At 66.0% G+C, this 19,537-nt stretch carries 24 protein-coding genes and 1 tRNA gene; 12 read left to right on the forward strand and 13 right to left on the reverse strand.

The genetic code is table 11. The annotated features are described in order from the left end of the window. Window positions 1-34 precede the first annotated feature (34 nt). Window positions 35-529, forward strand: coding sequence for a Rieske (2Fe-2S) protein (locus EP007_RS14340; RefSeq protein ID WP_128478302.1), 495 nt, complete (start codon window positions 35-37; stop codon window positions 527-529). Here the strand turns inward: EP007_RS14340 and EP007_RS14345 are convergent, their stop codons facing one another. Beyond that, window positions 530-1,360, reverse strand: coding sequence for an ATPase (locus tag EP007_RS14345; protein WP_128478303.1), 831 nt, complete (start codon window positions 1,358-1,360; stop codon window positions 530-532). It abuts the gene before it with no gap. After that, window positions 1,357-1,632, reverse strand: a complete 276-nt coding sequence (locus tag EP007_RS14350; RefSeq protein ID WP_128478304.1) for a DUF5827 family protein — start codon at window positions 1,630-1,632, stop codon at window positions 1,357-1,359. Before EP007_RS14350 ends, EP007_RS14345 begins: the two co-directional genes overlap by 4 nt. 162 nt (window positions 1,633-1,794) lie before the next feature. On the opposite strand from EP007_RS14350, the gene EP007_RS14355 reads away from it, so the two are divergent. Next, window positions 1,795-2,226, forward strand: a complete 432-nt coding sequence (locus EP007_RS14355) for a DUF7522 family protein (RefSeq protein WP_128478305.1) — start codon at window positions 1,795-1,797, stop codon at window positions 2,224-2,226. Window positions 2,227-2,230: 4 nt separating this feature from the next. On the opposite strand, the gene EP007_RS14360 is transcribed toward EP007_RS14355, so the two are convergent. From EP007_RS14360 to EP007_RS14370, 3 genes are all read right to left on the reverse strand, one after another. Further along, window positions 2,231-2,569 (reverse strand): hypothetical protein, encoded by a 339-nt coding sequence (locus tag EP007_RS14360; RefSeq protein WP_128478306.1) that lies wholly within the window; start codon window positions 2,567-2,569, stop codon window positions 2,231-2,233. Window positions 2,570-2,809: 240 nt separating this feature from the next. Next, window positions 2,810-3,421 (reverse strand): superoxide dismutase, encoded by a 612-nt coding sequence (gene sod / locus EP007_RS14365; protein WP_128478307.1) that lies wholly within the window; start codon window positions 3,419-3,421, stop codon window positions 2,810-2,812. A 187-nt stretch (window positions 3,422-3,608) separates the two neighbouring features. Next, window positions 3,609-4,241: a superoxide dismutase gene (locus EP007_RS14370; RefSeq protein WP_128478308.1), complete on the reverse strand. Its 633-nt coding sequence runs from the start codon at window positions 4,239-4,241 to the stop codon at window positions 3,609-3,611. A gap of 214 nt (window positions 4,242-4,455) precedes the next feature. Here EP007_RS14370 and EP007_RS14375 point away from each other — a divergent pair, with 214 nt between their 5' ends. After that, window positions 4,456-4,686: a hypothetical protein gene (locus tag EP007_RS14375; RefSeq protein WP_128478309.1), complete on the forward strand. Its 231-nt coding sequence runs from the start codon at window positions 4,456-4,458 to the stop codon at window positions 4,684-4,686. A gap of 118 nt (window positions 4,687-4,804) precedes the next feature. Continuing rightward, window positions 4,805-5,287, forward strand: a complete 483-nt coding sequence (locus EP007_RS14380) for a peroxiredoxin family protein (RefSeq protein ID WP_128478310.1) — start codon at window positions 4,805-4,807, stop codon at window positions 5,285-5,287. 35 nt (window positions 5,288-5,322) lie between these two features. Here the strand turns inward: EP007_RS14380 and EP007_RS14385 are convergent, their stop codons facing one another. Next, the gene (locus EP007_RS14385; RefSeq protein WP_128478311.1) at window positions 5,323-6,798 is read right to left on the reverse strand and encodes a cryptochrome/photolyase family protein; all 1,476 of its coding nucleotides are present in this window, start codon (window positions 6,796-6,798) and stop codon (window positions 5,323-5,325) included. A 121-nt stretch (window positions 6,799-6,919) separates the two neighbouring features. Next, a complete protein-coding gene (locus EP007_RS14390) occupies window positions 6,920-8,053 on the reverse strand; it encodes a putative sulfate/molybdate transporter (RefSeq protein WP_128478312.1) in 1,134 nt (377 codons plus the stop codon). Window positions 8,054-8,269: 216 nt separating this feature from the next. Here EP007_RS14390 and EP007_RS14395 point away from each other — a divergent pair, with 216 nt between their 5' ends. From EP007_RS14395 to EP007_RS14405, 3 genes are all read left to right on the forward strand, one after another. After that, window positions 8,270-9,061 carry an SDR family NAD(P)-dependent oxidoreductase gene (locus EP007_RS14395; RefSeq protein ID WP_128478313.1) on the forward strand — a complete coding sequence of 264 codons (792 nt, stop codon included), beginning with the start codon at window positions 8,270-8,272 and terminating at the stop codon, window positions 9,059-9,061. A gap of 157 nt (window positions 9,062-9,218) precedes the next feature. After that, the gene (locus EP007_RS14400; RefSeq protein WP_128478314.1) at window positions 9,219-10,223 is read left to right on the forward strand and encodes a TIGR04024 family LLM class F420-dependent oxidoreductase; all 1,005 of its coding nucleotides are present in this window, start codon (window positions 9,219-9,221) and stop codon (window positions 10,221-10,223) included. A gap of 104 nt (window positions 10,224-10,327) precedes the next feature. Beyond that, complete coding sequence (locus EP007_RS14405) at window positions 10,328-10,513, forward strand: HVO_2922 family protein (RefSeq protein ID WP_128478315.1); 186 nt, start codon at window positions 10,328-10,330, stop codon at window positions 10,511-10,513. Window positions 10,514-10,611: 98 nt separating this feature from the next. Here the strand turns inward: EP007_RS14405 and EP007_RS14410 are convergent, their stop codons facing one another. Continuing rightward, complete coding sequence (locus EP007_RS14410) at window positions 10,612-10,911, reverse strand: hypothetical protein (protein ID WP_128478316.1); 300 nt, start codon at window positions 10,909-10,911, stop codon at window positions 10,612-10,614. Between the two features lie 102 nt (window positions 10,912-11,013). Between EP007_RS14410 and EP007_RS14415 the strand changes: the two genes are divergently transcribed. Then, window positions 11,014-11,985, forward strand: coding sequence for a quinone oxidoreductase family protein (locus EP007_RS14415; RefSeq protein WP_128478317.1), 972 nt, complete (start codon window positions 11,014-11,016; stop codon window positions 11,983-11,985). Here EP007_RS14415 and EP007_RS14420 read toward each other — a convergent pair. Both EP007_RS14420 and folP read right to left on the reverse strand, forming a co-directional pair. Next, window positions 11,982-12,689 (reverse strand): 6-hydroxymethylpterin diphosphokinase MptE-like protein, encoded by a 708-nt coding sequence (locus EP007_RS14420; RefSeq protein WP_128478318.1) that lies wholly within the window; start codon window positions 12,687-12,689, stop codon window positions 11,982-11,984. The genes EP007_RS14415 and EP007_RS14420 overlap by 4 nt on opposite strands. A 105-nt stretch (window positions 12,690-12,794) precedes the next feature. Then, window positions 12,795-13,949, reverse strand: a complete 1,155-nt coding sequence (gene folP, locus EP007_RS14425; protein ID WP_128478319.1) for a dihydropteroate synthase — start codon at window positions 13,947-13,949, stop codon at window positions 12,795-12,797. 163 nt (window positions 13,950-14,112) lie between these two features. On the opposite strand from folP, the gene EP007_RS14430 reads away from it, so the two are divergent. The 3 genes from EP007_RS14430 (at window position 14,113) to EP007_RS14440 (ending at window position 16,345) form a co-directional block, all read left to right on the forward strand. Further along, window positions 14,113-14,712 (forward strand): anthranilate synthase component II, encoded by a 600-nt coding sequence (locus EP007_RS14430; RefSeq protein ID WP_128478320.1) that lies wholly within the window; start codon window positions 14,113-14,115, stop codon window positions 14,710-14,712. An 81-nt stretch (window positions 14,713-14,793) separates the two neighbouring features. Then, window positions 14,794-15,960, forward strand: a complete 1,167-nt coding sequence (locus tag EP007_RS14435) for a pyridoxal phosphate-dependent aminotransferase (RefSeq protein WP_128478321.1) — start codon at window positions 14,794-14,796, stop codon at window positions 15,958-15,960. 91 nt (window positions 15,961-16,051) lie between these two features. Then, window positions 16,052-16,345 carry a PRC-barrel domain-containing protein gene (locus tag EP007_RS14440; RefSeq protein ID WP_128478322.1) on the forward strand — a complete coding sequence of 98 codons (294 nt, stop codon included), beginning with the start codon at window positions 16,052-16,054 and terminating at the stop codon, window positions 16,343-16,345. Window positions 16,346-16,398: 53 nt separating this feature from the next. Here EP007_RS14440 and EP007_RS14445 read toward each other — a convergent pair whose 3' ends face one another. After that, complete coding sequence (locus EP007_RS14445) at window positions 16,399-17,850, reverse strand: DHH family phosphoesterase (RefSeq protein ID WP_128478323.1); 1,452 nt, start codon at window positions 17,848-17,850, stop codon at window positions 16,399-16,401. A gap of 185 nt (window positions 17,851-18,035) precedes the next feature. On the opposite strand from EP007_RS14445, the gene EP007_RS14450 reads away from it, so the two are divergent. Beyond that, a tRNA-Lys gene (locus EP007_RS14450) sits at window positions 18,036-18,109 on the forward strand. A 464-nt stretch (window positions 18,110-18,573) separates the two neighbouring features. Here the strand turns inward: EP007_RS14450 and EP007_RS14455 are convergent. Both EP007_RS14455 and EP007_RS14460 read right to left on the reverse strand, forming a co-directional pair. Further along, window positions 18,574-19,017 carry an ATP-binding protein gene (locus EP007_RS14455; protein ID WP_128478324.1) on the reverse strand — a complete coding sequence of 148 codons (444 nt, stop codon included), beginning with the start codon at window positions 19,015-19,017 and terminating at the stop codon, window positions 18,574-18,576. A gap of 34 nt (window positions 19,018-19,051) precedes the next feature. Then, window positions 19,052-19,519 (reverse strand): GNAT family N-acetyltransferase, encoded by a 468-nt coding sequence (locus EP007_RS14460; RefSeq protein WP_128478325.1) that lies wholly within the window; start codon window positions 19,517-19,519, stop codon window positions 19,052-19,054. Between the last annotated feature and the right edge of the window lie 18 nt (window positions 19,520-19,537).

Raw genomic sequence — 19,537 nt, forward strand, 5'->3', positions numbered from 1 at the left:
CAGATTTATTTTCTGTCGGTTCGTGTTTCGCGCCGTGACCGAGCAAACGCGACTGACCGCGGCGGAGACGGTCCATGAACAACGTTCGTGGCTGTTCACGGTCCGAGACCGTCACGGCGAACTGGACGAAGTGATTCTGGTGCCCTGCGAAGACGGCAAAGACAGGAACGATGACGCAAGCGACGCGAGCGCCGACTCCGGGGTCGAGGCGTGGGTCAACCGCTGTACCCACGAGGCCCAGCGACTCGACCGCGGATTCGGCGCGGCGATGCGCAACGGGCAGGTCGTCTGCCCGAAGCACGGGTCGCTGTTCGATGCCTGCTCGGGCGACTGCGACAACGGGGACGCCGCGGGCACGACGCTCGTCTCGGTCGCAGTCGCGGTCGAAGACGGCGGGGTTTACCTGACCGACGACGGCTACGAGTTCGTCCACGAGGGAAGCCTCGAAGACGGAGCGAAAGAAGGGAGCGACGACGCGGAGGACGACGGCGACGACGCGCCGAGTTCGACCTCCCACATCGGTTTCTGACTACGCCTCGGTGACCGCCAGCAGTTCGCCGAACGCGTCGGCGTAGGCGCGCGCGACGGCGGCGGGGTCCCGTCGGTCCTCGCTGGGGAGCGCCGGGAGGCGTGCGGTCGCCTTGGGGTCCGCGAGGTCTGTCACGTCGTCGGTGTGAACCTCCAGTCGGCCTTCGCGGGCGCTCCCGCCCGCCACCTCGCAGGCCTTCAGGAAGCGCTCGCCGTCGTAGGCCCGCATGCGGCCGGGTTCGACCACGGCTACCGCGTCGAACGAGAGGCCCCGAATCGGGAGCGCAACGTCGCCGTACGACTCCACGACTGCGGTCCCGCCGGTCTCGCGCTGGAGTTCGCGGACGCGCTCGGCGAACCCCTCGAACATCGGCAGGTGGAGCTGTCGGGTGATTTCGTCCAGTTGGGCGACCGATTCGACGGCGGGCGCGTCGGCCAACGGGAGAGCTTTGCGGGCGGACTCGGGCACGTCGGCGCGGGCGTTCACGACGAACGACTCGCCGACGCGGTCCAGCACGAACTGTCGGCGGGCCTGCCCGACGAGTCCGGTGTCGGGACCGGGCGAGGGCCGCCAGAGTCGATGGACCGCGTTCAGGTCTTCGGGATCGAAATCGGCGTCACAGGCGGTCGAACTCGCGTCGGCGAGTCGCTTGGCGTCCTTCCCGTAGAGTCGGCCCTCGGAGACGGCGTGCCGGTAGTCGTCGTGGTCGAACCAGTAGTCGTTGCCCGCGCGGGGCTTGAACCCGACCGCGCCGAGTCGGGAGAGCAGGCCAGTCGTAAACGTCGTCTTTCCGGCGTCAACGCGCTCGCCGCCAGCGACGAGTATCCTCATCGGTCGTCGGACTTCAGGCCGTAGTAGCCCGGTTCGTCGTCGTCCTCGGGTTCGGCGATGACAAGGTCGTCGGCGTTGTTCATCACCCACGGGATGGCCCAGTCGAGCAGGATGTCCTCGGTCTCGGCGTCGATTTCCGCGTCGGGTTCGAGACCCTGCAGGAGGCGCGCGATTTCATAGACGGTGTACATCTGGTCGGCGTCGAGCAGTTCCTCGGCAGTGTAGAAGTCACAGGGGTGGAGCTGTTCGAACTCCGACTTCGGTCGTGGCATGGCCGAGCGTACGACCGAGCGCGGGGTAAATGGTTCGTCTCGGCGTCGGGGCGGATTCCGGGGTCGGCGATTCCGAGGTCGGCGATTCCGGGGTTGGTCCAGTTTCCGGAGAGCCGAATGGGACCTAATTTTTATACACGAGGGCGACCCAGATTGAGTGAAATGGGAGACGAGAACGCAGAACGCCGACCGGAAGCCAAGCGCGCGCTCGTCGAAGCGTTCTCGACGTTCGAGAACGACGCTCTTCGGGACGTGTGGCTGTTCGACCAGCGCAACCACGAACGACTCTACCTGCGCGACGACGTGGCCGAAAAAATCGCGGACCTCGACGTGCCGCGATTCTTGGACAACGAGCGCTACGGCTACATCACCCGAGACATCTACCGAGACCTCTACTACGCCGACTACGCCTACACCGTCCGTGGGTTCGGCGAGTTCGAGCAGTTCCGGACGTTCCTGACCGGTGACGACCGGAAAATCGGCGCGTTCGCCAGTTTCGACCGGCGACAGGGCGGCTACGACTTCGGGGCACTCGACGACGACATCGACGACGTGGTCGCCGCGTATCCACTCGACGCCTTCGTGCCGGAGTGACCGCTTAGTTCTCGGGGTCGGGGAGGTTATCCAACTGTGCTTCCCGACGCTCGTTGGTGTCGATGTCGTAGTTGCTCGGACCCCAATACTCCTCGTCGCTGGCGGGCGGATTCGACGACCAGACCGACCCCGCGGTACTCGTAATCGGGTAGACCGTCGAAGAGCCGCCAGCCCGTAGTTTCTTCGGCGATTGACTTCCCTGCTCGGACCCCGAGTTCGAGTCGTCGGTTCCACTCTCGTTCGTTCCCGAGCCACCCGTGCCGCCGATACAGCCCGCGAGTGCCAGCGTTCCCAATGCCCCTGCCGCGGTCAAAAACGTGGGACGAGTCGGTTCGTCCGTCATCGACTGAGAGAAGCCCAAGCTATCGGATAAACCTACTAAAAAATATATACCTCTCCCTATCTATATATTGATGTAAATTGAGGGCTTTTCACAATAGAACTGAACCGTTTGCTGGCTATTGGCATATGTAGCTGTCGAGCGGTAGCGCTGTCACTCGGGAAAACTGCGAGCGAGCGCGCCGCTAATCGGACGAAGCGACCGAAAGAAAACGCGTAGGTCGGGAAAACGAGCGGTTCGGAGTTACTCGTGGTTGCCGACGGTCTTCTCGTACTGCTCGGCGACGTGGTCCCAATCGACAACCTCGAAGAAGTTGCTCACGAAGTCGCCGCGGTCCGGACCGTAGTCGTAGTAGTACGAGTGCTCCCACACGTCGAGGGCGAGGATGGGGTGTGCGCCCCAGAGTGCGCCCTGATCGTGCTTGTCAACGGCGACGTTACGGAGCTGTTTGGCGACCGGGTCGTAGACCAGCAGCGCCCAGCCACCCGCGGCGCTCGCGGCGGCCTCGAACTCGCCCTTCCAGCCCTCGTAAGAGCCGAAGTCGGTCTCGATGCGGTCGAGCAGGTCGCCCTCGGGTTCGCCGCCGCCGTTCGGGTCCATGTTGTCCCAGAACAGCGTGTGCAGGTAGTGACCCGAGCCGTTGTGGGTCACGTCGCCGAGCGCGCCCGCACTGCCGCCGAAGTCCCCGCTCTCGCGGTTCTCGGCCAGCGTCTCCTCGGCGCTTTCGAGCCCGTTTACGTAGCCCTGATGGTGGGTGTCGTGATGCCAGGTGAGCACCTGTTCGCTGATGTGTGGTTCGAGTGCGTCGTAGTCGTACGGAAGCGGTGGTAGTTCGGGGTTTGATTGCTCGGACATAATTGAACCTCTATTCTATATAACTCCCTTCTTACTCTTAAGCTTTGAGAAGTCGATTGGTAACATGCCTCCATATTTGCCCTAATCAGACTTCTCAGTCACTCTCGACACCGTTTCGCTCCCTCGCGGTGAAATCGATTACAGTAAATAAAATTATATACCTTGCTCACTCTCGGTTCGACCGAGTTCAGTGCGACTCGGTGTGGGTCGGAATCGCGTCGGCCTGTCGCGCCTGCTGGTAGCGCGCTTCCACGTCGTCCCAGTTCACCACGTCCCAGAAGTTGTTCACGTACTCCCCGCGATTGTTCTCGTACTGGAGGTAGTAGGCGTGTTCCCACACGTCACAAACGAGCAGCGGCGTCGCGCCCTGCGGATGCTGGTTCTGATGGTTCTCTGCGGCGGCGACCATCGGTTTGTCGGCGACGTGGTCGTAGACCAACATTCCCCACCCGGAGCCTTCGACGCCCTTCGCGGCTTCCGAGAAGTCCTGCTTGAACCCCTCGTACCCGCCGAAGTGGTCGTCGAGAGCGTCGGCCAGCTCGCCGCCGGGTTCGCCGCCGCCGTCCGGGTGCATGTTCTGCCAGAAGACGGTGTGGTTGACGTGGCCCGAGAGATTGAACGCGAGGCTCCGCTTGACTGAGCGCACGTCGCCGAAGTCGCCGCTCCCGCGCATCTCCTCCAACTTGTCGAGGGCGGCGTTCGCGCCGTCAACGTAGCCCTGATGGTGCTTGTCGTGGTGCAGTTCCATGATGCGCTGGTCGATGACCGGTTCGAGTGCGTCGTAGTCGTACGGCAGGTCCGGTAGTTCGTACGTAGCCATTGGTCTCTCCCCCATACACCGGGCAACGGCCACGCTGTTAAGTGTTAAGCCAGTAGTCGAACGTCCGATATGCGGGGACGCGGACGTGGGCGGGAACGTGTGGAGGCAGGCAGGGGCACCGAACTCCCGCGAGCGGACGGAGACTTCTGGTCGCTCGGCGACGACTACTTCCAAATGCCTAACAGTTAATGCAAATCCCGGAAAACGAACAGTCATGGGACGAACCTTCCCCGACGGGCGCGAGGCTGCGCCCGCGGTCGTGGCCGCGCTCGTGGTCGGTCTCCTCGGTCTCGCGTTCGCGTCGGTCTGGTTCGAGCCAATCTGGCGCTGGGGCGAGTCCGTCTTAGGGGCCGTGATGGCCGTGCTAGTCGTTCTCCTCTTGCTCAAGGTCGCGGTCGTCTTCGCTTCCATCGGCCTTCGAGTGGTCCTGTCGCTGGCGGAGTAGGGGGGAGCGCGGCCGGTCGCTCGTCGCCCACCGCTCGCCGTCGAGACGCTCGTCCGGAATCGCGGTCAACTCCGCCGCCGCCACAATCGGTTTTGACGTAGAACGCGACGGTTCGTTCGTGACGCTCGAAGGCTCCGAGGCACCCGGATTCAGCCTCCAAAGCACGTCCGGCGGCGAGGTATCGCTCGAAGAGACGCTCGAAACTGGGCCGACTATCGTCCTCGTCAACCGCGGCCACTGGTGTAGTTTCTGCGCCGAGCAGTTGGCGACGTTCAGCAGGGTGTACGAGGACCTCCACTTCAACGAGGGCGTGGACGTACTCCCGGTCGTAACGAGTCCGGCCCCGAAACTAGTCGAGATGCGCGACCGCTTCGACTACGACTTCCAACTGCTCGCGGACCCCGACGGCGAGGTTTCCGAGCAGTACAGCGGCACCGAGGAGACGAGTCACGGCGTGACCGGCATCGCGGGCACCTACGTCGTGGACACCGACGGCGTCGTCCGGTACGAACAGGTCGCCGATGATTTGACCGACCGCACCTACGGCAACTGGGTCCGGTACTTCATCCGTAACGACTTCGAGGACCCCTTCGGCGAGTAGCGCACGACTCTCTTTTCAGGGACCGACGACCCGCCTCAATCGTCGCCCCGCGCTCGCTCGAACATCGCAATCGCCGCTTCGCGGCGCTCGCCGTGGTCCACGATTGGCGCGGGATACTCCGGCGCGACGCGCTCGCGCTCGGCGTCGCTCAGTTCGTGCCAGCCGTGAATCTCGTCGGCGGAGGCGTCGGCTAACTCCGGGACGTACTCCTTGATGAACTCGGCGTCCGGGTCGTAGCGTTCGCCCTGCGTCATGGGGTTGAAGATGCGGAAGTACGGTTGGGCGTCGGTGCCCGTCGAGGCGGCCCACTGCCACCCGCCGGTGTCGTTTCCGGTGTCGTGGTCGGCCAGCTTCTCGCGGAACCAGTCGTAGCCCTCCCGCCAGTCCAACAGGAGGTCCTTCGTGAGGAACGAGGCGACGACCATCCGGAGGCGGTTGTGCATGTAGGCCTCCTCGCGGAGTTGGCGCATCGCGGCGTCCACGACGGGGTAGCCGGTCCGGCCCTCCTTCCACGCTCGCAGGGCCTCGTCGTCCTCGCGCCACTCGATGTCGTTGTCGTAGGACTTGTAGTTGCGAGTCACCACGTCGGGGCGCGCCGAGAGGACGTGCGCGTAGAACTCTCGCCACGCGAGTTGACTCCGGAACTCCTTGACTGACGCCGCTTCACTCCCCTCCTCGTCGGGGTCGCCGTCGGCGCGGGCCATCGCGTCTTCGGTCGCCTGCCAGACCTCCCGAATCCCGATGGTGCCCCACTTGAGATGCGGCGAGAGCCGCGAGGTCCCACCTCTCGCAGGGTAGTCGCGGTCCTCGGCGTACCGGAAGATGGCGTCCTCGCAGAAGGCGTCCAGTCGCTCGCGCGCGGCGTCGGTTCCGGCCGGGGGAACGTCGGCCTCGGGGTCCACGAACCCGAGGTCCGAGAGCGTCGGGAGCGCCGCGTCGCCGGGCAGGTCGGCGTCCGAAATCCGCTCGGCGTCGGCTATCGCTCCCGCCTCGGGCGCGTCGTAGGGCGCGTCCTTCTCGCGGTCGTGCCACTTCTTCCCGAAGTAGGTGAACACCGAGTAGTGGTCGCCCGCGTTCGTCCGAATCGAACCGGGTTCGTGGTGGAGTTGGTCGTGGTAGGCCGCCCGCGAGACTCCGGCGTCGTCGAGCGCGAGGCGGACCTCGCTGTCGCGTTCGCGCGCCAGTCCGGAGTAGTCGCGGTTCCAGTACACCGCCTCGGCATCGTAGGCCGCGGCGATTCGGGGCAGTTCCTCGCGGGGGTCGCCGCGGACGACAAGCAGGTCGCCCCCGAGGTCGCGGTACTCCGCGCGGAGCGAGTCCAGCGCGTCGAGCATGAAGGCGACTCGGGGCGGCGACGCGTGGGCCAGAATCTCCGGGTCGAAGATGAAGACCGGCAGGACTGTGCCGTCGGCCGCCGACGCGTCGGCGGCCGACTCCTCGCCGGTCGCGGCCTCGGCGAGCGCGCGGTTGTCGGCGACGCGGAGGTCCCGGCGGTGCCAGTGGACGTTCATGCAAGAAACTGAGGACTGCGTGACCGTCAAACGACGGGGTTCGAGCGAGAGTAGTGGGCGTCACCCCTGTTTGACCAACACGTCTTCGCCCACTCCTGTGACCGAACCTCGCCGCGAGCAATCACGACCGCAACCGCGTCAGCACCACCGACGCCGCGATTCCGGCCGCGAACGCCAGACCGACGTTCGTCACCACGCCCAGCACTCCGACGCCCGCGGTCAGGCCGAGCGAGTCGGTGTCGAGACTCGCCTTCCCCAACTCGACGGCGACCAGCGCGAGGACGACTCCGAGCGCGGCCATCGGGAACGCCGCGACCAACTCGGCCGCGCCGAGCGCCGCGACGGCGTAGAGGACGCCCAGAATCAGGTTCGCGCCCGCGGTCCGCGCGCCGAAGGCGTGCTTTCCGGCGACCCCGCCGCTCCCGTGGCACATCGGAAGCGCGCCGAGCGGAACCGCCAGCAGATTCATCGCGCCCATGCTCGTCGCCAGTTCGTCGGGCGACACCGCGGCGTCGTACAGGTCGTCCAGCAGAAGCGAGGTCGCCACGGCGGCGTTGCCGACCGTCATCGCCAACTGCGCGCCGGTCGCGGCGAGCGCGTCCGTAGTGAGCGCGAAGGCGTCGCCCGTTGCCGCCTCGGCGACGACGGCGACGCCGATGTTACCGCGCAGGATTCCAACGTCGAGGTTCGGCACCGCGACGCTCGGCGCGCCAGTCTCGGTCGCCGCGAGACCGACCCCGACCGCGAGGACCGCCAGCGCGGCCGCGCGCCGGTAGCCGAGCGCGACGACCGCACCGCCCACGGCCGCGGCCGCGAGCGCGGTTCCGGGCGCGCCTGCACCGAGTTCGAGACCGGTCCGCGCGAGGACGAGCGCCACGGCCAACTGGACGCCCCGAATCACCGCCGGGTCGATGCGCTCGGCGAGCGTACCGAGCGCGCCGACCGACCCCAACGAGAGCAGGACGACGCCCGAGAGCGTCCCCGCGAGCGCCAACTCCGGCACCGTCAGCGACCCGGCGATGACCAGCGCCGCGAGCGCCTTCATCGGCTCGACGGAGACCGGCGCGCCGTAGCGAAGCCCCCAGACCACCTGAAACGCGCCGAACCACAGCAAGAGGACCGGAAGCCGAAGCTCCGTCAGCGCCGACACCGCGACCACCACCGGCAAGACCGTCACCGAGTCGCCGACCGCGCCGGTCACGTCGCCCGGCGCGAACGTCGTCGTCCGGTCCCACAGGTCCGCGGTCGTTCCCATCCTTGGAAACATGACGAGTAACTTCCTTAGGTTTACTGAGAAACCGAAATTGGGTATAACATCGAATTTAGTAACCAGTATTAATTACTCGGCCGCTTCGGGCGAACCGGCTCGAAAACTCCTTTCCCGCTGTTCGCGGTTCTGCCTACGCTTACAAAGCATCGACCTGTAGATAACGGCTATGACATGCACTGTCACTCGACGGAGGGACCGACGATGAGCGACCACCGAGACCGCTTCTCGGTCGGCGGGAAGACCGCGGTCGTGACGGGCGCGAGTTCCGGCATCGGGCGCGCCGTCGCCGAGGAGTTCGCCGCCGACGGCGCGAACGTCGTCGTCTGCTCGCGCGAGCAGGCGAACGTGGACCCGGTGGCCGAGGACATCCGCGAAGCGACCGCCGACGAGGGCGGCGACGCGCTCGCCGTAGAGTGCGACGTGACCGACCGAGATGCCGTGGAGGCACTTGTCGAGGCCACCGTCGAGGAGTTCGGCGGTCTCGACGTACTGGTCAACAACGCGGGAGCCAGCTTTATGGCGAACTTCGAGGACATCAGCGCCAACGGCTGGCAGAAGGTTCTCGACATCAACTTGGGCGGGACGTACAACTGCACGCAGGCGGCCGCCGAACACCTGAAAGCCGACGGCGGCGGAAGCGTGGTCAACGTCGCCAGCGTGGCGGGCCAGCAGGGCGCGCCCTACATGAGCCACTACGGCGCGGCCAAGGCCGCGGTAGTCAATCTCACCTCGACGCTCGCCTTCGAATGGGCGAGTGATGGAGTCCGTGTCAACTGCATCGCACCGGGGTTCGTCGCCACGCCGGGTCTCGCCAGCCAGATGGGCATCTCGGCCGACGACGTGGACCGAGCGGACATCGACCGCCGGGTCGGGACGAGCGAGGAAATCGCCGACGTGGCCCGGTTCCTCGCCAGCGACGCCGCCTCGTTCGTCGTCGGCGAAACCGTCGCGGCCGCGGGCGTCCCCGACGTGATGGAGTCGCCCGAGGTCTGACGCGCGCTCCGACCTCGGTCTACTCTTTCCCTGCTCTCGCCCCGCCGAATCAGCGTCCGGCCGACTAGGCGACGACCAACTCCACTCCCGATAAACCGCGTTCCCGGCGCGAGTCGTTGGCACGGGAACTATGGTGGCCGGTTCCGTGGTCACACCCATGACGGAGCGAACTATCCACCTGCCGGTCGCCGCCCGACCGCGCATCGCCGACATCGTCTCGCTCGCCCAACTGGCTGAAGACCGCGGTTATCGCCGCGCGTGGCTTCCCGAGACGTGGGGACGCGACGCCGCGACGGTCCTCTCGGCAATCGCCGAGCGCACCGACGAAATCGGTATCGGCCCGTCCATCCTCAACGTCTACTCGCGGTCCCCCACGCTCGTGGGCCAGACCGCGGCCTCGCTTCAGGAACTCTCGGACGGCCGCCTGCGCCTCGGCATCGGTCCCTCCGGTCCCGCCGTCATCGAGGGGTGGCACGGCCAGAGCTTCGAGCGACCGCTCCGCCGGACCCGCGAGTACGTCGAAATCATCCAGCAGGTCCTCTCGGGCGAGACGGTCAACTACTCGGGCGACATCTTCACAATCGGCGGATTCCGCCTGCGGAGCGACCCGCCCGAGGAGACCGTCCCCATCGACGCGGCCGGAATGGGACCGAAGTCGGTCGAACTCGCCGGGCGCTTCGCCGATGGGTGGCACGCGCTGATGCTCACGCCCGACGGGATTCGGGACCGACTCGAAGACCTCCGGCGCGGCGCGGAGTTGGGCGACCGGGACCCCGACGACCCGCAGGTCACGCTCTCGCTGACCTGTGCGGTCTCCGAGGACGGCGAGCGCGCACGGACGCTGGCGCGCCAGCACCTCGCGTTCTACGTCGGCGGAATGGGCACCTTCTACCGGGAAGCCCTCTCGCGGCAGGGCTACGAGGAGACCGCCGAGGAAGTCGCCTCGGCGTGGGGCAACGGCGATCAAGAAGGCGCGGTAGCGGCCATCGGCGACGACCTGCTCGCGGACCTCGGCGCGGTCGGCACGCCCGAGGAGGCCCGCGAGCAACTTCGAGAGTTCGAGACCATCGACGGCGTGGACCGCGTGGCCGTCTCGTTCCCCCGCGGTGCCGAGCAGGACGAACTGGAGGCGACCATCGACGCGCTGGCCCCCGAGAACTGAGCGGGAACGCCGCCGGTCCGGGAGAACAGTCGGGTCTCCGTACCGCTTCGGAGGGCTATCCACGGAAGATTTTTATCACGGGACTGAGGAATCGTTCGTGTATCATGAGCAAGGCAACGTTCGAGTTGTACGAGGACAAGAGCGGCAAATGGCGCTGGCGACTGGTCCACGAAAACCGCAACGTCGTCGCGGACTCGGGGCAGGGCTACGCCTCGAAGCAGAAGGCCAAGCAGGGCATCGAGAGCGTGAAAGCCAACGCGGCCGACGCGAACGTCGTCGTTGACGACTGACGCTGGCGTCGCACTCGCCCGGAACCGACGTGTTCTTTCGTACCCCGAAGAGGAGTATCTTGGTCGAACCCAACGGGTACGACCGACTCCGAACGACGCTACATCGGCGGGAAGTAATTGGCGGAGTGGTCGGCCCGGTCGGCGTCGTTACTCTCCTTTTCGTCGTCTCCGTTCTCGTCGCCGTCGTTGGAATCGAACCGCTCGGCGACGGTCTGTTGGTCGTCGCCGCGGCCTTGCTCGTCATCAACCAGCAGGCCGAGAAAGGAGAGCAGAAGCCCAACGAACATACCTACGGAGTAGAGACCACCGGAGACGTATCCGACCGTCTGCGCGACCACGAAGAACCCGCCGAAGCAGATGAGAGCGATACCGAACAGCATCACCTTGAGACCAATCATGTATCAGTTTCCACACGAAGGGCGCATAATCGTTTCTCACGGGAGCCGGAAGAACTCTCCACGGCATGAGAGTTTATGCGGCTCCGGCGCGAAGACGAGGGTATGCAGAGAGTCGAAGTAACGGAGTTCGGCGACAGCGACGTACTGGAAGTGACCGACGGCGAAAAGCCTGAACCGGGCGCGGGCGAGGTGCGAATCGCGGTCGAGGCCGCGGGCATCAACTTCGCGGACATCATGCAACGGCGGGGTCACTACGTTGGCGGACCGGAACCGACGTACGTGCCGGGGATGGAGGCCGCGGGCACCATCGACGCCGTGGGCGAGGGCGTCCAGCGCGAGGAGGGCGAGCGCGTGGTCGCCATGACCGGCCAGAACGCTTACGCCGAGTACGTCCTCGCCGACGCCCAGTCGGTGTTCGAGGTGCCCGAATCGATGTCGCTCGACGCGGCCGCTGGCTTCCCGGTCCAGTTCATGACCGCTCACGCGGTGCTTCACGAGTGGGGCGGATTGGAAGAAGGCGAGCGCGTCCTCGTCCACGCCGCCGCTGGCGGGGTCGGCACCGCGGCGGTCCAGTTGGCCAGCGCGGCGGGCGCGGAGGTGTTCGGCACCGCCAGCACCGACGAGAAGTTGGCACTCGCCGAACGTCTCGGCTGTGACCACCCCATCAACTACGAGGAGGAAGACTTCCGCGAGGTCGTCGAGGAGGAGACCGACGGCGAGGGCGTGGACCTCGTACTGGACGGCGTGGGCGGCGAGACGTTCGCGCGGAGCCTCGACGCCCTCTCGCACTTCGGGCGCGTCGTGGCCTACGGCGCGGCCAGCGGCGACCCCGGCAAGGTCGAGACGACGCGACTCCTCTTCGAGAACAAGTCCGTCGAGGGGTTCCACCTCGGAAACGCGCTCCAGCGCGATCCACAGCGCATCCTCCAGTCGGTGCCCGAACTCCAAGGACTGCTCGCCTCGGGCGAGTTGGAAATCGTTGTCGGCGAGACGTTCCCGCTGGAAGACGCCGTCGCGGCCCACGAGGCCCTTGAGAACCGCGAGACGACCGGAAAAGTCGTTCTGAACCCCTAGCGCGGCCCCTCGTTTTCGATTCGCTCACGTCGCCCGTCCAACACGTCGAACTCCTCGCCGCGTCGGCGTTCCAGCCACCGGAGCAGTCGCTCGGCCCACGCCAACTTCTCGGCCTTCATCGGGTCCACGTCGGGGTCCTCGAAGTCCCAGCCGACGAAGACGAGTTCGGCCGCACCGAGGTGGTCCGCGAGAAACGCCGCCCGGTCGCCGTCGGTGAACCCGCCGAAGTTCCGGACGTGCGCGACCGGCCGGGCCTGCGTTGTTGGGAGGACGCGCTCGGCGTCGAATCGGGGCACCCACTCGCGGACCGCGGGCACGTTATCGCCGTGGGCGTGGGCCGCGACAGGCGTTCCCTCGCGGGTCAACTCGCTGGCGGTCTCGGGGTTTTTGTCCAAGTCCGTGACCATGCAATCGACGCGAACGTCGGCCGCCCGGAGGTGGTCGGCCGCAGTGGACGCCGCGAACACGGCGTCGGTCTCGCGGGCGCGGGCGAGTTCGGCCGGGCGGCGGGAGTCGTCGGGGTCGGTCAGCGACGGCCCGGCCCCCGCGATTGCGACCGTCTCGCCCGACACGTCAAGTTCGGCGAGGTCGAAGGGGTCGGTCAGGTCGGCCAGCACGTCGCGGGCGCGCTCGTCGGCCTCGCGGCCGAAGCCGAAGTCGCGCAGAATCTGCTCGTAGACGGGACTCCACGTTTCGTAGTTCATGACAGAATCGCTTGAGCCGGAAGTTCGCATGCAAGTACCCCTACCCGCGAGCGCCCTTCCGGCTTCCCAAATCGATTTTCTTCCTCGCCCGGCATAAGTTTTCTCTTACCGTTCCGTGTTGCTGACAGCATAGAGGGCATCGACCAGTCGCTCCGACGCCCCTTCTCTTGGTGATTCGTCGGCCACGCGCGAGCGCAAGCGCGCCAGCGCGTCGGGCGTCCCCGCGAGCAGGACGCCCGCGGTTCCGGGCGCGACGGTGACGCCAGCGTCGAGGGCGGCCGCGGCCAGCGTCTCGCGCTCGGCGTCCGAGAGCGCGGAGAGTTCAAAGACGCGCGTCGTCGTCTCGTCCGCGAGGTCGGCGTCGGAGCCGAGTCGTTCGAGGTGTCGGGCGGCCTCTCCGGCGCTGGTCACGTCCAACTCCTCGACGCCGAGGTCGGCGTCGCGGAGTCGGTCGCGCGCGAAGGCCTTCCCGATGGTCGCGGCGTCCACCGTCTCGGCCACGTCGTGGGTCCTGACGACGTGTGCGCCGCGCTCGACCGCCATCGCGGTCGCCGCCAGCGAGACCGGCAGGGCCTCCTCGGTGGGTCGGCCCGCGAGGTCCCGCAGGAAGTTCTTCCGATTGATGGAGACGAGAATCGGTTGGCCGAGACCGCGGAACTCCCGGAGGCGGTCGAACGTCTCGCGGTCGTCGTCGAGAGTCTTTTCTTCGGACCAGCCGCCGAACGCGGGGTCCACGATGGTCTTGTCGGTCAGCCCCTCGCGCTTCAGGGCGTCGTAGATGTCGTCCACGTTCTCGACTGCGCCGGGGCGTTCGAGGTCCGGCGGACTCGCCATCTTCGCCACCGCAACGTCGTATTCGCGGCACACCTCGGGCATCCGGGGGTCGGCGAACCCGCAGATGTCGTTGACCATGTCGAACCCGCGAGCGAGGGCTTCCTCGGCGACTTCGGCGTATCGGGTCTCGATGGAGAAGACGGCGTCGCCCGACACGCTCTCGATGGTCTCGACCGCGGTGTCGAGGCGGTCGAGTTCCTGCTCGGCCGAGAGGACCTCGAAGCGCTTGTTCGCGGATTCCAGCCCAACGTCCACGATGTCCGCGCCTTCGGCGATTAGCTCGCTGTCAACGTACTCGGCGGCCTCGCCGGGGTCGTCGTAGACGCTCGGGTCGTAGGGTGACTCCTCACTGACGTTCAGCACGCCCATGATTCGCGGCGGATAGTCGTCGCCGATTCCAACGCCCGCGGCGGTGACGTTCTGCATGTCCGAACCGCGGGACGGGAGAACCAAAAAGGAGGCTGTTCCGGCGAGCGAGGAGGGTAGCGGTGTGGGACCGATTTGGCCGCGCACGGGAGACCGAAGCCGATTAATCGCCCGCCGACTAACCGACTCACGAGCGACCCCGCAGTCGGGTCTCTCTCCGAACATGTCCATCCTCGTCATCGACAACTACGACTCGTTCGTCTACAATCTCGTCCAGTACGTGGGCGAGTTCGACCCCGAGGTGACGGTCCGGCGCAACGACGCCCTGACCCTCGCGGACGTGCGCGACCTCGACCCGGACGGCATCGTCGTCTCGCCCGGTCCCGGAACACCGGCGGACGCCGGTCTCTCGGTCCCGCTGTTCGAGCGGACCGACTACCCGATTCTCGGGGTCTGTCTCGGCCATCAGGCGCTCTGCGCCGCGGAGGGCGCGACGGTCGGCCACGCACCAGAGGTCGTCCACGGCAAGCCCTCAACTGTGACTCACGACGGCGAGGGCATCTTCGCGGGCCTGCCCGACCCCTTCGAGGTCGGGCGCTATCACTCGCTGGCAGTCCCCCCCGAGGACGTGCCCGACAGTCTCGAAGTCGCGGCGCGCACGGTCGGCGAGGGAAGCGACGAGAACGAACGCGACCGGAGCGTCGTCATGGCCGTGCGCCACCGCGAGCGCCCGCACGTCGGCGTGCAGTTCCACCCCGAGAGCATCCTGACCGACGCGGGCAAGCGATTGGTCGAGAACTTCTCGAAATTCTGTCGGCGGTGACTCCGCCGAGGGGTCCGCTCGGACCGTCGGCCCGGCGTCTGCATCCCGAAGGTTAATTTTCCGCTCTTCGTACACGGGGACGTGTTTCCCGACATCGCGTACCTCGACTGGATCGCCGGGCGACCCGAGAACGCCGCGCACGACCTCGGTTCCTCGGACCTCCGGCGCGCACCCGCCGGTCCCGACGAGGTCGTTCCACCGGCGCTCGCTACCGTCGTCGCTGGCGAGGCGACGCTCTCCGAACGCCTCGCCGAAATCTACGGCGTCGAACCCGAGAACGTCCTCGTAACCGCGGGCGCGACCCACGCCAACTTCCTCGCGGCCGCGACCGTCCTCACCGACGCGGAGGCCGCCGCGCGAGCGGCGGCCGAGAGCGACGGCGGTACCGACATCGGCGACGGTAGCACGACCGACGGCGATGCACTTCCGTCAGAACCGCGCGCACTGGTCGAGAAACCCGGCTACGAACCGCTGTTGGCGACGCCCGAGGCGGTCGGTGCGACGGTGGACCGATTCCTCCGGACGCCGGACAACGACTACTCGCTCAACCCCGACCGAGTGGCCGCCGCGGCGGTCGAAGACACCGCGCTCGTCACGGTGTCGAACCGCCACAACCCGAGCGGTCGCCTGACCGACCGCGAAACGCTCGCCGAGACGGCCGCCGCCGTCGGCGAGGCGGACGCGACCCTCCTCGTGGACGAGGTGTACGCGCCGTTCCGCGCCGAAGCGGGTGACGGTCCCTTCGGCGGTCCCACGGCGGCCGGACTCCCGAACACAGTCGTCACGAACTCGCTGACCAAGTTCTTCGGCTTCGGCAACGTTCGAATCGGCTGGCTCGTCGCCGACGCCGACTTCGTGGAACGCGCACGCTCGGTGAGCCACTATGTCCCGGCAGTCGCAGCACCGAGTAAGCGACTCGCCGAGCGGGCGCTCGCGGTCGGCGACCGACTCACCGACGAGTCCCGCGAGCGCCTTCGGGCCAATCACGAGGCGCTGGCGTCGTTCCTCGCGGAGCGCGAGGACCTCTCGGGACGAGTCGAACCGGGGTGTTCGTATGCGTTCCTCAGCCACGACGCGGCCGACGGCGACGAAGTCGCCGCGGCTGCGTGGGACGAGGGCGTGCTGGTCGTTCCGGGTCGGTTCTTCGACGACGACGAGAGCGTCCGCGTCAGCGCGGGCCACGAACCCGAGCGCGTCCGGGCGGGACTGGACCGACTCGGCGAGGTGTTGGACTCGCTCGCGGAGTGATTCGCCCGAGGGGACGCCGACAGTTCATCTCGGAGATAATTTTGTCACGGTCTACCAAAACTTAATACCTCCCCCGACAGTCGTTGTCCACATGGACGGCACACCACAGGAGATTACGAATCTGGTCGGTCGGGAGGTGTACTCCAACAACGGCATCTTCGTCGGCGAAGTCGAGGACGTACGACTGAACGTCGATGCGTGCGCCGTGTCCGGGGTCGCGCTCGGCGAACTCAACCGCGAACTGTTCTCCGACGTAGTTGACACCGAGAACGGCGTGATGGTTCCGTATCGGTGGGTGCGCGCAGTCGGCGATGTGGTCCTCATCAACGACACTATCGAGCGTTTGCAGCAACCTGACGACGAAGACGAGACGGTTCCAGCCTGAACGTGCGTTTCGTCGCGTCGAATGACTTCTGAAGATCTATCGACGACCGAGCGTTAGCTTCCGTTGGACCCTTCGCCGCTCTCGACGCCCATCGCGTCGAAGAGTTTGCGCTTGACCGCTTCCTCAGTTAGCGAGAGCAAGGTGTCGCGGTTGTCGTCGGTGGTCTCGATGCCGGTGAAAATGCCGAGCGGAATCTCGACGCTGGCCTGCGTCGAGTGGCCCGCGGCCTCGCCGATGTCGGCGAAGGCGTCCTGTAGCATCTTGCCGATGTTCATCCGGATGTCCTTCGAGCGCGCGGCGAGATAGATAGTCTCCTCGGCGATGCCGAACACCGCCGTCGTCGTGATGCCCTCTAGATTCAGGAGGTGGGAGGCCGCCTGTGTGAGCGCGTCTCTGTCGCGGATGAACCCCGCGTTGCTCACGAGGTGGCTCCCTTGCACCTCGCGGTTCGTGATGGCCTCGGCCAGCACGTCCAGCGTCTCGGGCGACATCGAGGGGGATTCGACCTGTTCGAGCGTGTCGTGGTTGGCGAAAGGATAGAGGTACGCCGCGGCGGTGAGGTCGGCAGGCGTCGTGTCGCGCTTGAAGTCCAGCGTCTCGGCCCGGATGCCGTAGAGGAGCGCGGTAGCGACCTCCTCGCTGACGTTGAGGTCGAACTCCTGAATGTACTTCGTCATGATTGTGGAGGTCGAACTCACGCTCGGCCGGATGTCCACGAACTCGGCCTCGTACTCCTCGTCCGGTTCGAAGTGGTCGATGAAGATATCGACCGGCTTGCCGAACGTGTTCTCGGTCGCCTTGGCGTGGTCCACCAGCGCGATGGTGTCGTAGTCGTCCACGTCGGCGTCGGCGTAGGGAAGCAGTTCGATGCCCAGCAGATTGACGAACGCGCGGTTCTCCTGATGGCCGATGTCGCCGATGTGGAGGATGTCGGCCTCGACGCCGAGGGTGTCGGCGATGGCCTGTAGCGCGACGGCGCTGGCGATGGAGTCGGGGTCCGGACTGTCGTGGGTGACGATGGCAAGACGCTCGTCTGCGCCCTCGATGACCTCGGTGAGCTGTTGGGCCTTGTACTCCAACTCGCCGGTTTCGAGCGCGCGCAGGGCCGAATCAGCGATGACCTCCGAGGGGTTGATGACTACGTCCGCGCCCAACTCGGTGAGTTCGTCCTCGGAGACGGGGTCGCTCGCGCGCACGACGATGAACTGCTCGCTGTCGTTGTTCCGGATGTTCTGGACGGCCTCCTTGTTGGCCTCCACGTCCGAAGACATGATGAGAACGACTTCGTTGTCCGCGATAGTGTCGTAGATATCGTCCTCCCGGATGTCGGCGGTCTGTGCGTTGAGGTCTTGGTCACGCAGGGCCTCGACGCGGTCGGCGTCCCGGTCGATGATGAGTACGTCTTTGCCCTGCTCGACCAGTTCCTCGGCGACCGCGTGCCCGACGCTCCCACAGCCCAAGATAGCGTAGTCGGACATCGAGGAGATGGTAATCCCGGCGCTCATGATACTGTGGCGTTGCTCCGGACCACACTTAACGTTCCCGGAGCCGTTTTTCGGCGAGAGGAACAACGAAATAAACGCATATCGAGGTCGCCGCCCTCGCCCGATTCCGAGAGAAACCGAAAGGGATACCAGTTCGACTAAACGGAAACGTATTTACGTACCACCCGGTAAGAATGGAATACGTTGGGCCGGTAGCTCAGTTAGGGAGAGCGTCTGACTCTTAATCAGACGGTCAGGGGTTCAAATCCCTTCCGGCCCGCTACATTTTGCCGCGAGTTACACTGTGAGCGCCTTGTGCGCTCACGACATGCACGAGCGGCAAATTCGCCTCGCCGGAGGGATTTGAATGAGGCAAGACGCAGCCCGCGCAGCGAAGTGAGCAGGAACGTCTTGACGTAGTTCAAATCCCTTCCGGCCCGTACTACAACCTTTTACTGCGTTTCAGAAGCCCGAAGCCGATTGCTTCGGGCTTCTTCCACTTGTAAAACGTTGATGAAAAACACCGGAAGGCAAACCGCACCTTCCGAGCCGTCGGTCACTCCGTTCCCGACGACACGGCGTCACCGCCTCAGAAGCGCCAGAGGCGCTTCTTCGACAGTTCCTTGGTCCGCTCGCTCGTCGCTTCGCTCCTCGCTCGCGGTGAATCGCTGCGCTCGGGTTCTCCGAACCGCTCGCTTGCGAACGCTGGCCGACTTTTCTCCAGTCAGCGAACATTTTCTCGCTTCAAATCCACGTTGCCACGTACCGCTCAATCGCGTCGGCCGCCTCGGACACCGACAACGCCTCGGTATCGAGGGTCAGGTCCGGACGCTCCGGTTTCTCGAACTTCCCGTGCATGGCCTGAACTCCCCGCTCGGAAATCGCGTTCTTGCACTCCCGGTTGCGCTCCAGCGCGGTTTCCAGACTCGCGGTGAGATAGATGAGGTGGGCGTCGGGAAGGTTGCGAAAGCGGTCCTGCCACTCGCGCTCGTAGAACGTCCCATCGAGAAGCCAGTCGGCGTCGGGGTCGGCGCTCACGCGCTCGTACATCTGGCCGTAGGTGTTCCGCGAGAAGTCGTCTGAGTGGAGGACCCGAAAGTCGTGGCCAGCCCTATGGAGTCGCCCGAGCAGTTGCTCGGCGACGGTGGTCTTGCCGACGCCCGGCGGCCCGCAAAGCAGAAGCTTCACGGGCGACCCGACGGCGAGCGAGGTGAAAAGGGTTCTACTCCAGCGACTTCTCCATCTCGACGTGGGCAATTCCGGCCTCCTCGAACTCGTCGCTGGTGGTCTCGTAGCCGAGGTCGCGGTAGAACTCCTCGACAGAGGTCTGGGCGTGCATCACGAGTTTCGAGAGGCCGCGCTCGGCGGCGGTCGCTTCGAGGGTTCGCATAATCGCGCGGCCCACGCCCTCTCCGCGATTGGCCTTCAGCACCGCGATGCGTTCGACTTTGCCCGTTCGGTCGCCGACCTCGCGGAGGCGTCCGACGCCGACCGGGCGTCGGTCATCCGCGAGCGTTTCCTCGTTCGATTCCCCCTCGGCGTACGCGACGAAGTGGAGGGATTCGTCGTCCTTGCCGTCAAGTTCGAGGTCCTCGGGGACGCCCTGCTCCTCGACGAAGACTGTCTTGCGGACCGCGATGCCGTCCGCGCGTTCAGCGTCGGTCTCGGCTCGTCGGACTTCGACGGTCATCGGTGAGGGTTTCGGTCC

Origin of the sequence: Halorussus pelagicus (assembly GCF_004087835.1) — an archaeon.
GTDB lineage: Archaea > Halobacteriota > Halobacteria > Halobacteriales > Haladaptataceae > Halorussus > Halorussus pelagicus.

Excerpts from the sequence above, each read along its gene's own strand:
- EP007_RS14345 (WP_128478303.1), bottom strand. The coding sequence starts at position 1,360 with ATGAGGATACTCGTCGCTGGCGGCGAGCGCGTTGACGCCGGAAAGACG.
- EP007_RS14350 (WP_128478304.1), bottom strand. The coding sequence starts at position 1,632 with ATGCCACGACCGAAGTCGGAGTTCGAACAGCTCCACCCCTGTGACTTC.
- EP007_RS14355 (WP_128478305.1), top strand. The coding sequence starts at position 1,795 with ATGGGAGACGAGAACGCAGAACGCCGACCGGAAGCCAAGCGCGCGCTC.
- EP007_RS14360 (WP_128478306.1), bottom strand. The coding sequence starts at position 2,569 with ATGACGGACGAACCGACTCGTCCCACGTTTTTGACCGCGGCAGGGGCA.
- sod (WP_128478307.1), bottom strand. The coding sequence starts at position 3,421 with ATGTCCGAGCAATCAAACCCCGAACTACCACCGCTTCCGTACGACTAC.
- EP007_RS14370 (WP_128478308.1), bottom strand. The coding sequence starts at position 4,241 with ATGGCTACGTACGAACTACCGGACCTGCCGTACGACTACGACGCACTC.
- EP007_RS14375 (WP_128478309.1), top strand. The coding sequence starts at position 4,456 with ATGGGACGAACCTTCCCCGACGGGCGCGAGGCTGCGCCCGCGGTCGTG.
- EP007_RS14385 (WP_128478311.1), bottom strand. The coding sequence starts at position 6,798 with ATGAACGTCCACTGGCACCGCCGGGACCTCCGCGTCGCCGACAACCGC.
- EP007_RS14390 (WP_128478312.1), bottom strand. The coding sequence starts at position 8,053 with ATGGGAACGACCGCGGACCTGTGGGACCGGACGACGACGTTCGCGCCG.
- EP007_RS14395 (WP_128478313.1), top strand. The coding sequence starts at position 8,270 with ATGAGCGACCACCGAGACCGCTTCTCGGTCGGCGGGAAGACCGCGGTC.
- EP007_RS14400 (WP_128478314.1), top strand. The coding sequence starts at position 9,219 with ATGACGGAGCGAACTATCCACCTGCCGGTCGCCGCCCGACCGCGCATC.
- EP007_RS14405 (WP_128478315.1), top strand. The coding sequence starts at position 10,328 with ATGAGCAAGGCAACGTTCGAGTTGTACGAGGACAAGAGCGGCAAATGG.
- EP007_RS14410 (WP_128478316.1), bottom strand. The coding sequence starts at position 10,911 with ATGATTGGTCTCAAGGTGATGCTGTTCGGTATCGCTCTCATCTGCTTC.
- EP007_RS14415 (WP_128478317.1), top strand. The coding sequence starts at position 11,014 with ATGCAGAGAGTCGAAGTAACGGAGTTCGGCGACAGCGACGTACTGGAA.
- EP007_RS14420 (WP_128478318.1), bottom strand. The coding sequence starts at position 12,689 with ATGAACTACGAAACGTGGAGTCCCGTCTACGAGCAGATTCTGCGCGAC.
- folP (WP_128478319.1), bottom strand. The coding sequence starts at position 13,949 with ATGCAGAACGTCACCGCCGCGGGCGTTGGAATCGGCGACGACTATCCG.
- EP007_RS14430 (WP_128478320.1), top strand. The coding sequence starts at position 14,113 with ATGTCCATCCTCGTCATCGACAACTACGACTCGTTCGTCTACAATCTC.
- EP007_RS14440 (WP_128478322.1), top strand. The coding sequence starts at position 16,052 with ATGGACGGCACACCACAGGAGATTACGAATCTGGTCGGTCGGGAGGTG.
- EP007_RS14445 (WP_128478323.1), bottom strand. The coding sequence starts at position 17,850 with ATGAGCGCCGGGATTACCATCTCCTCGATGTCCGACTACGCTATCTTG.
- EP007_RS14460 (WP_128478325.1), bottom strand. The coding sequence starts at position 19,519 with ATGACCGTCGAAGTCCGACGAGCCGAGACCGACGCTGAACGCGCGGAC.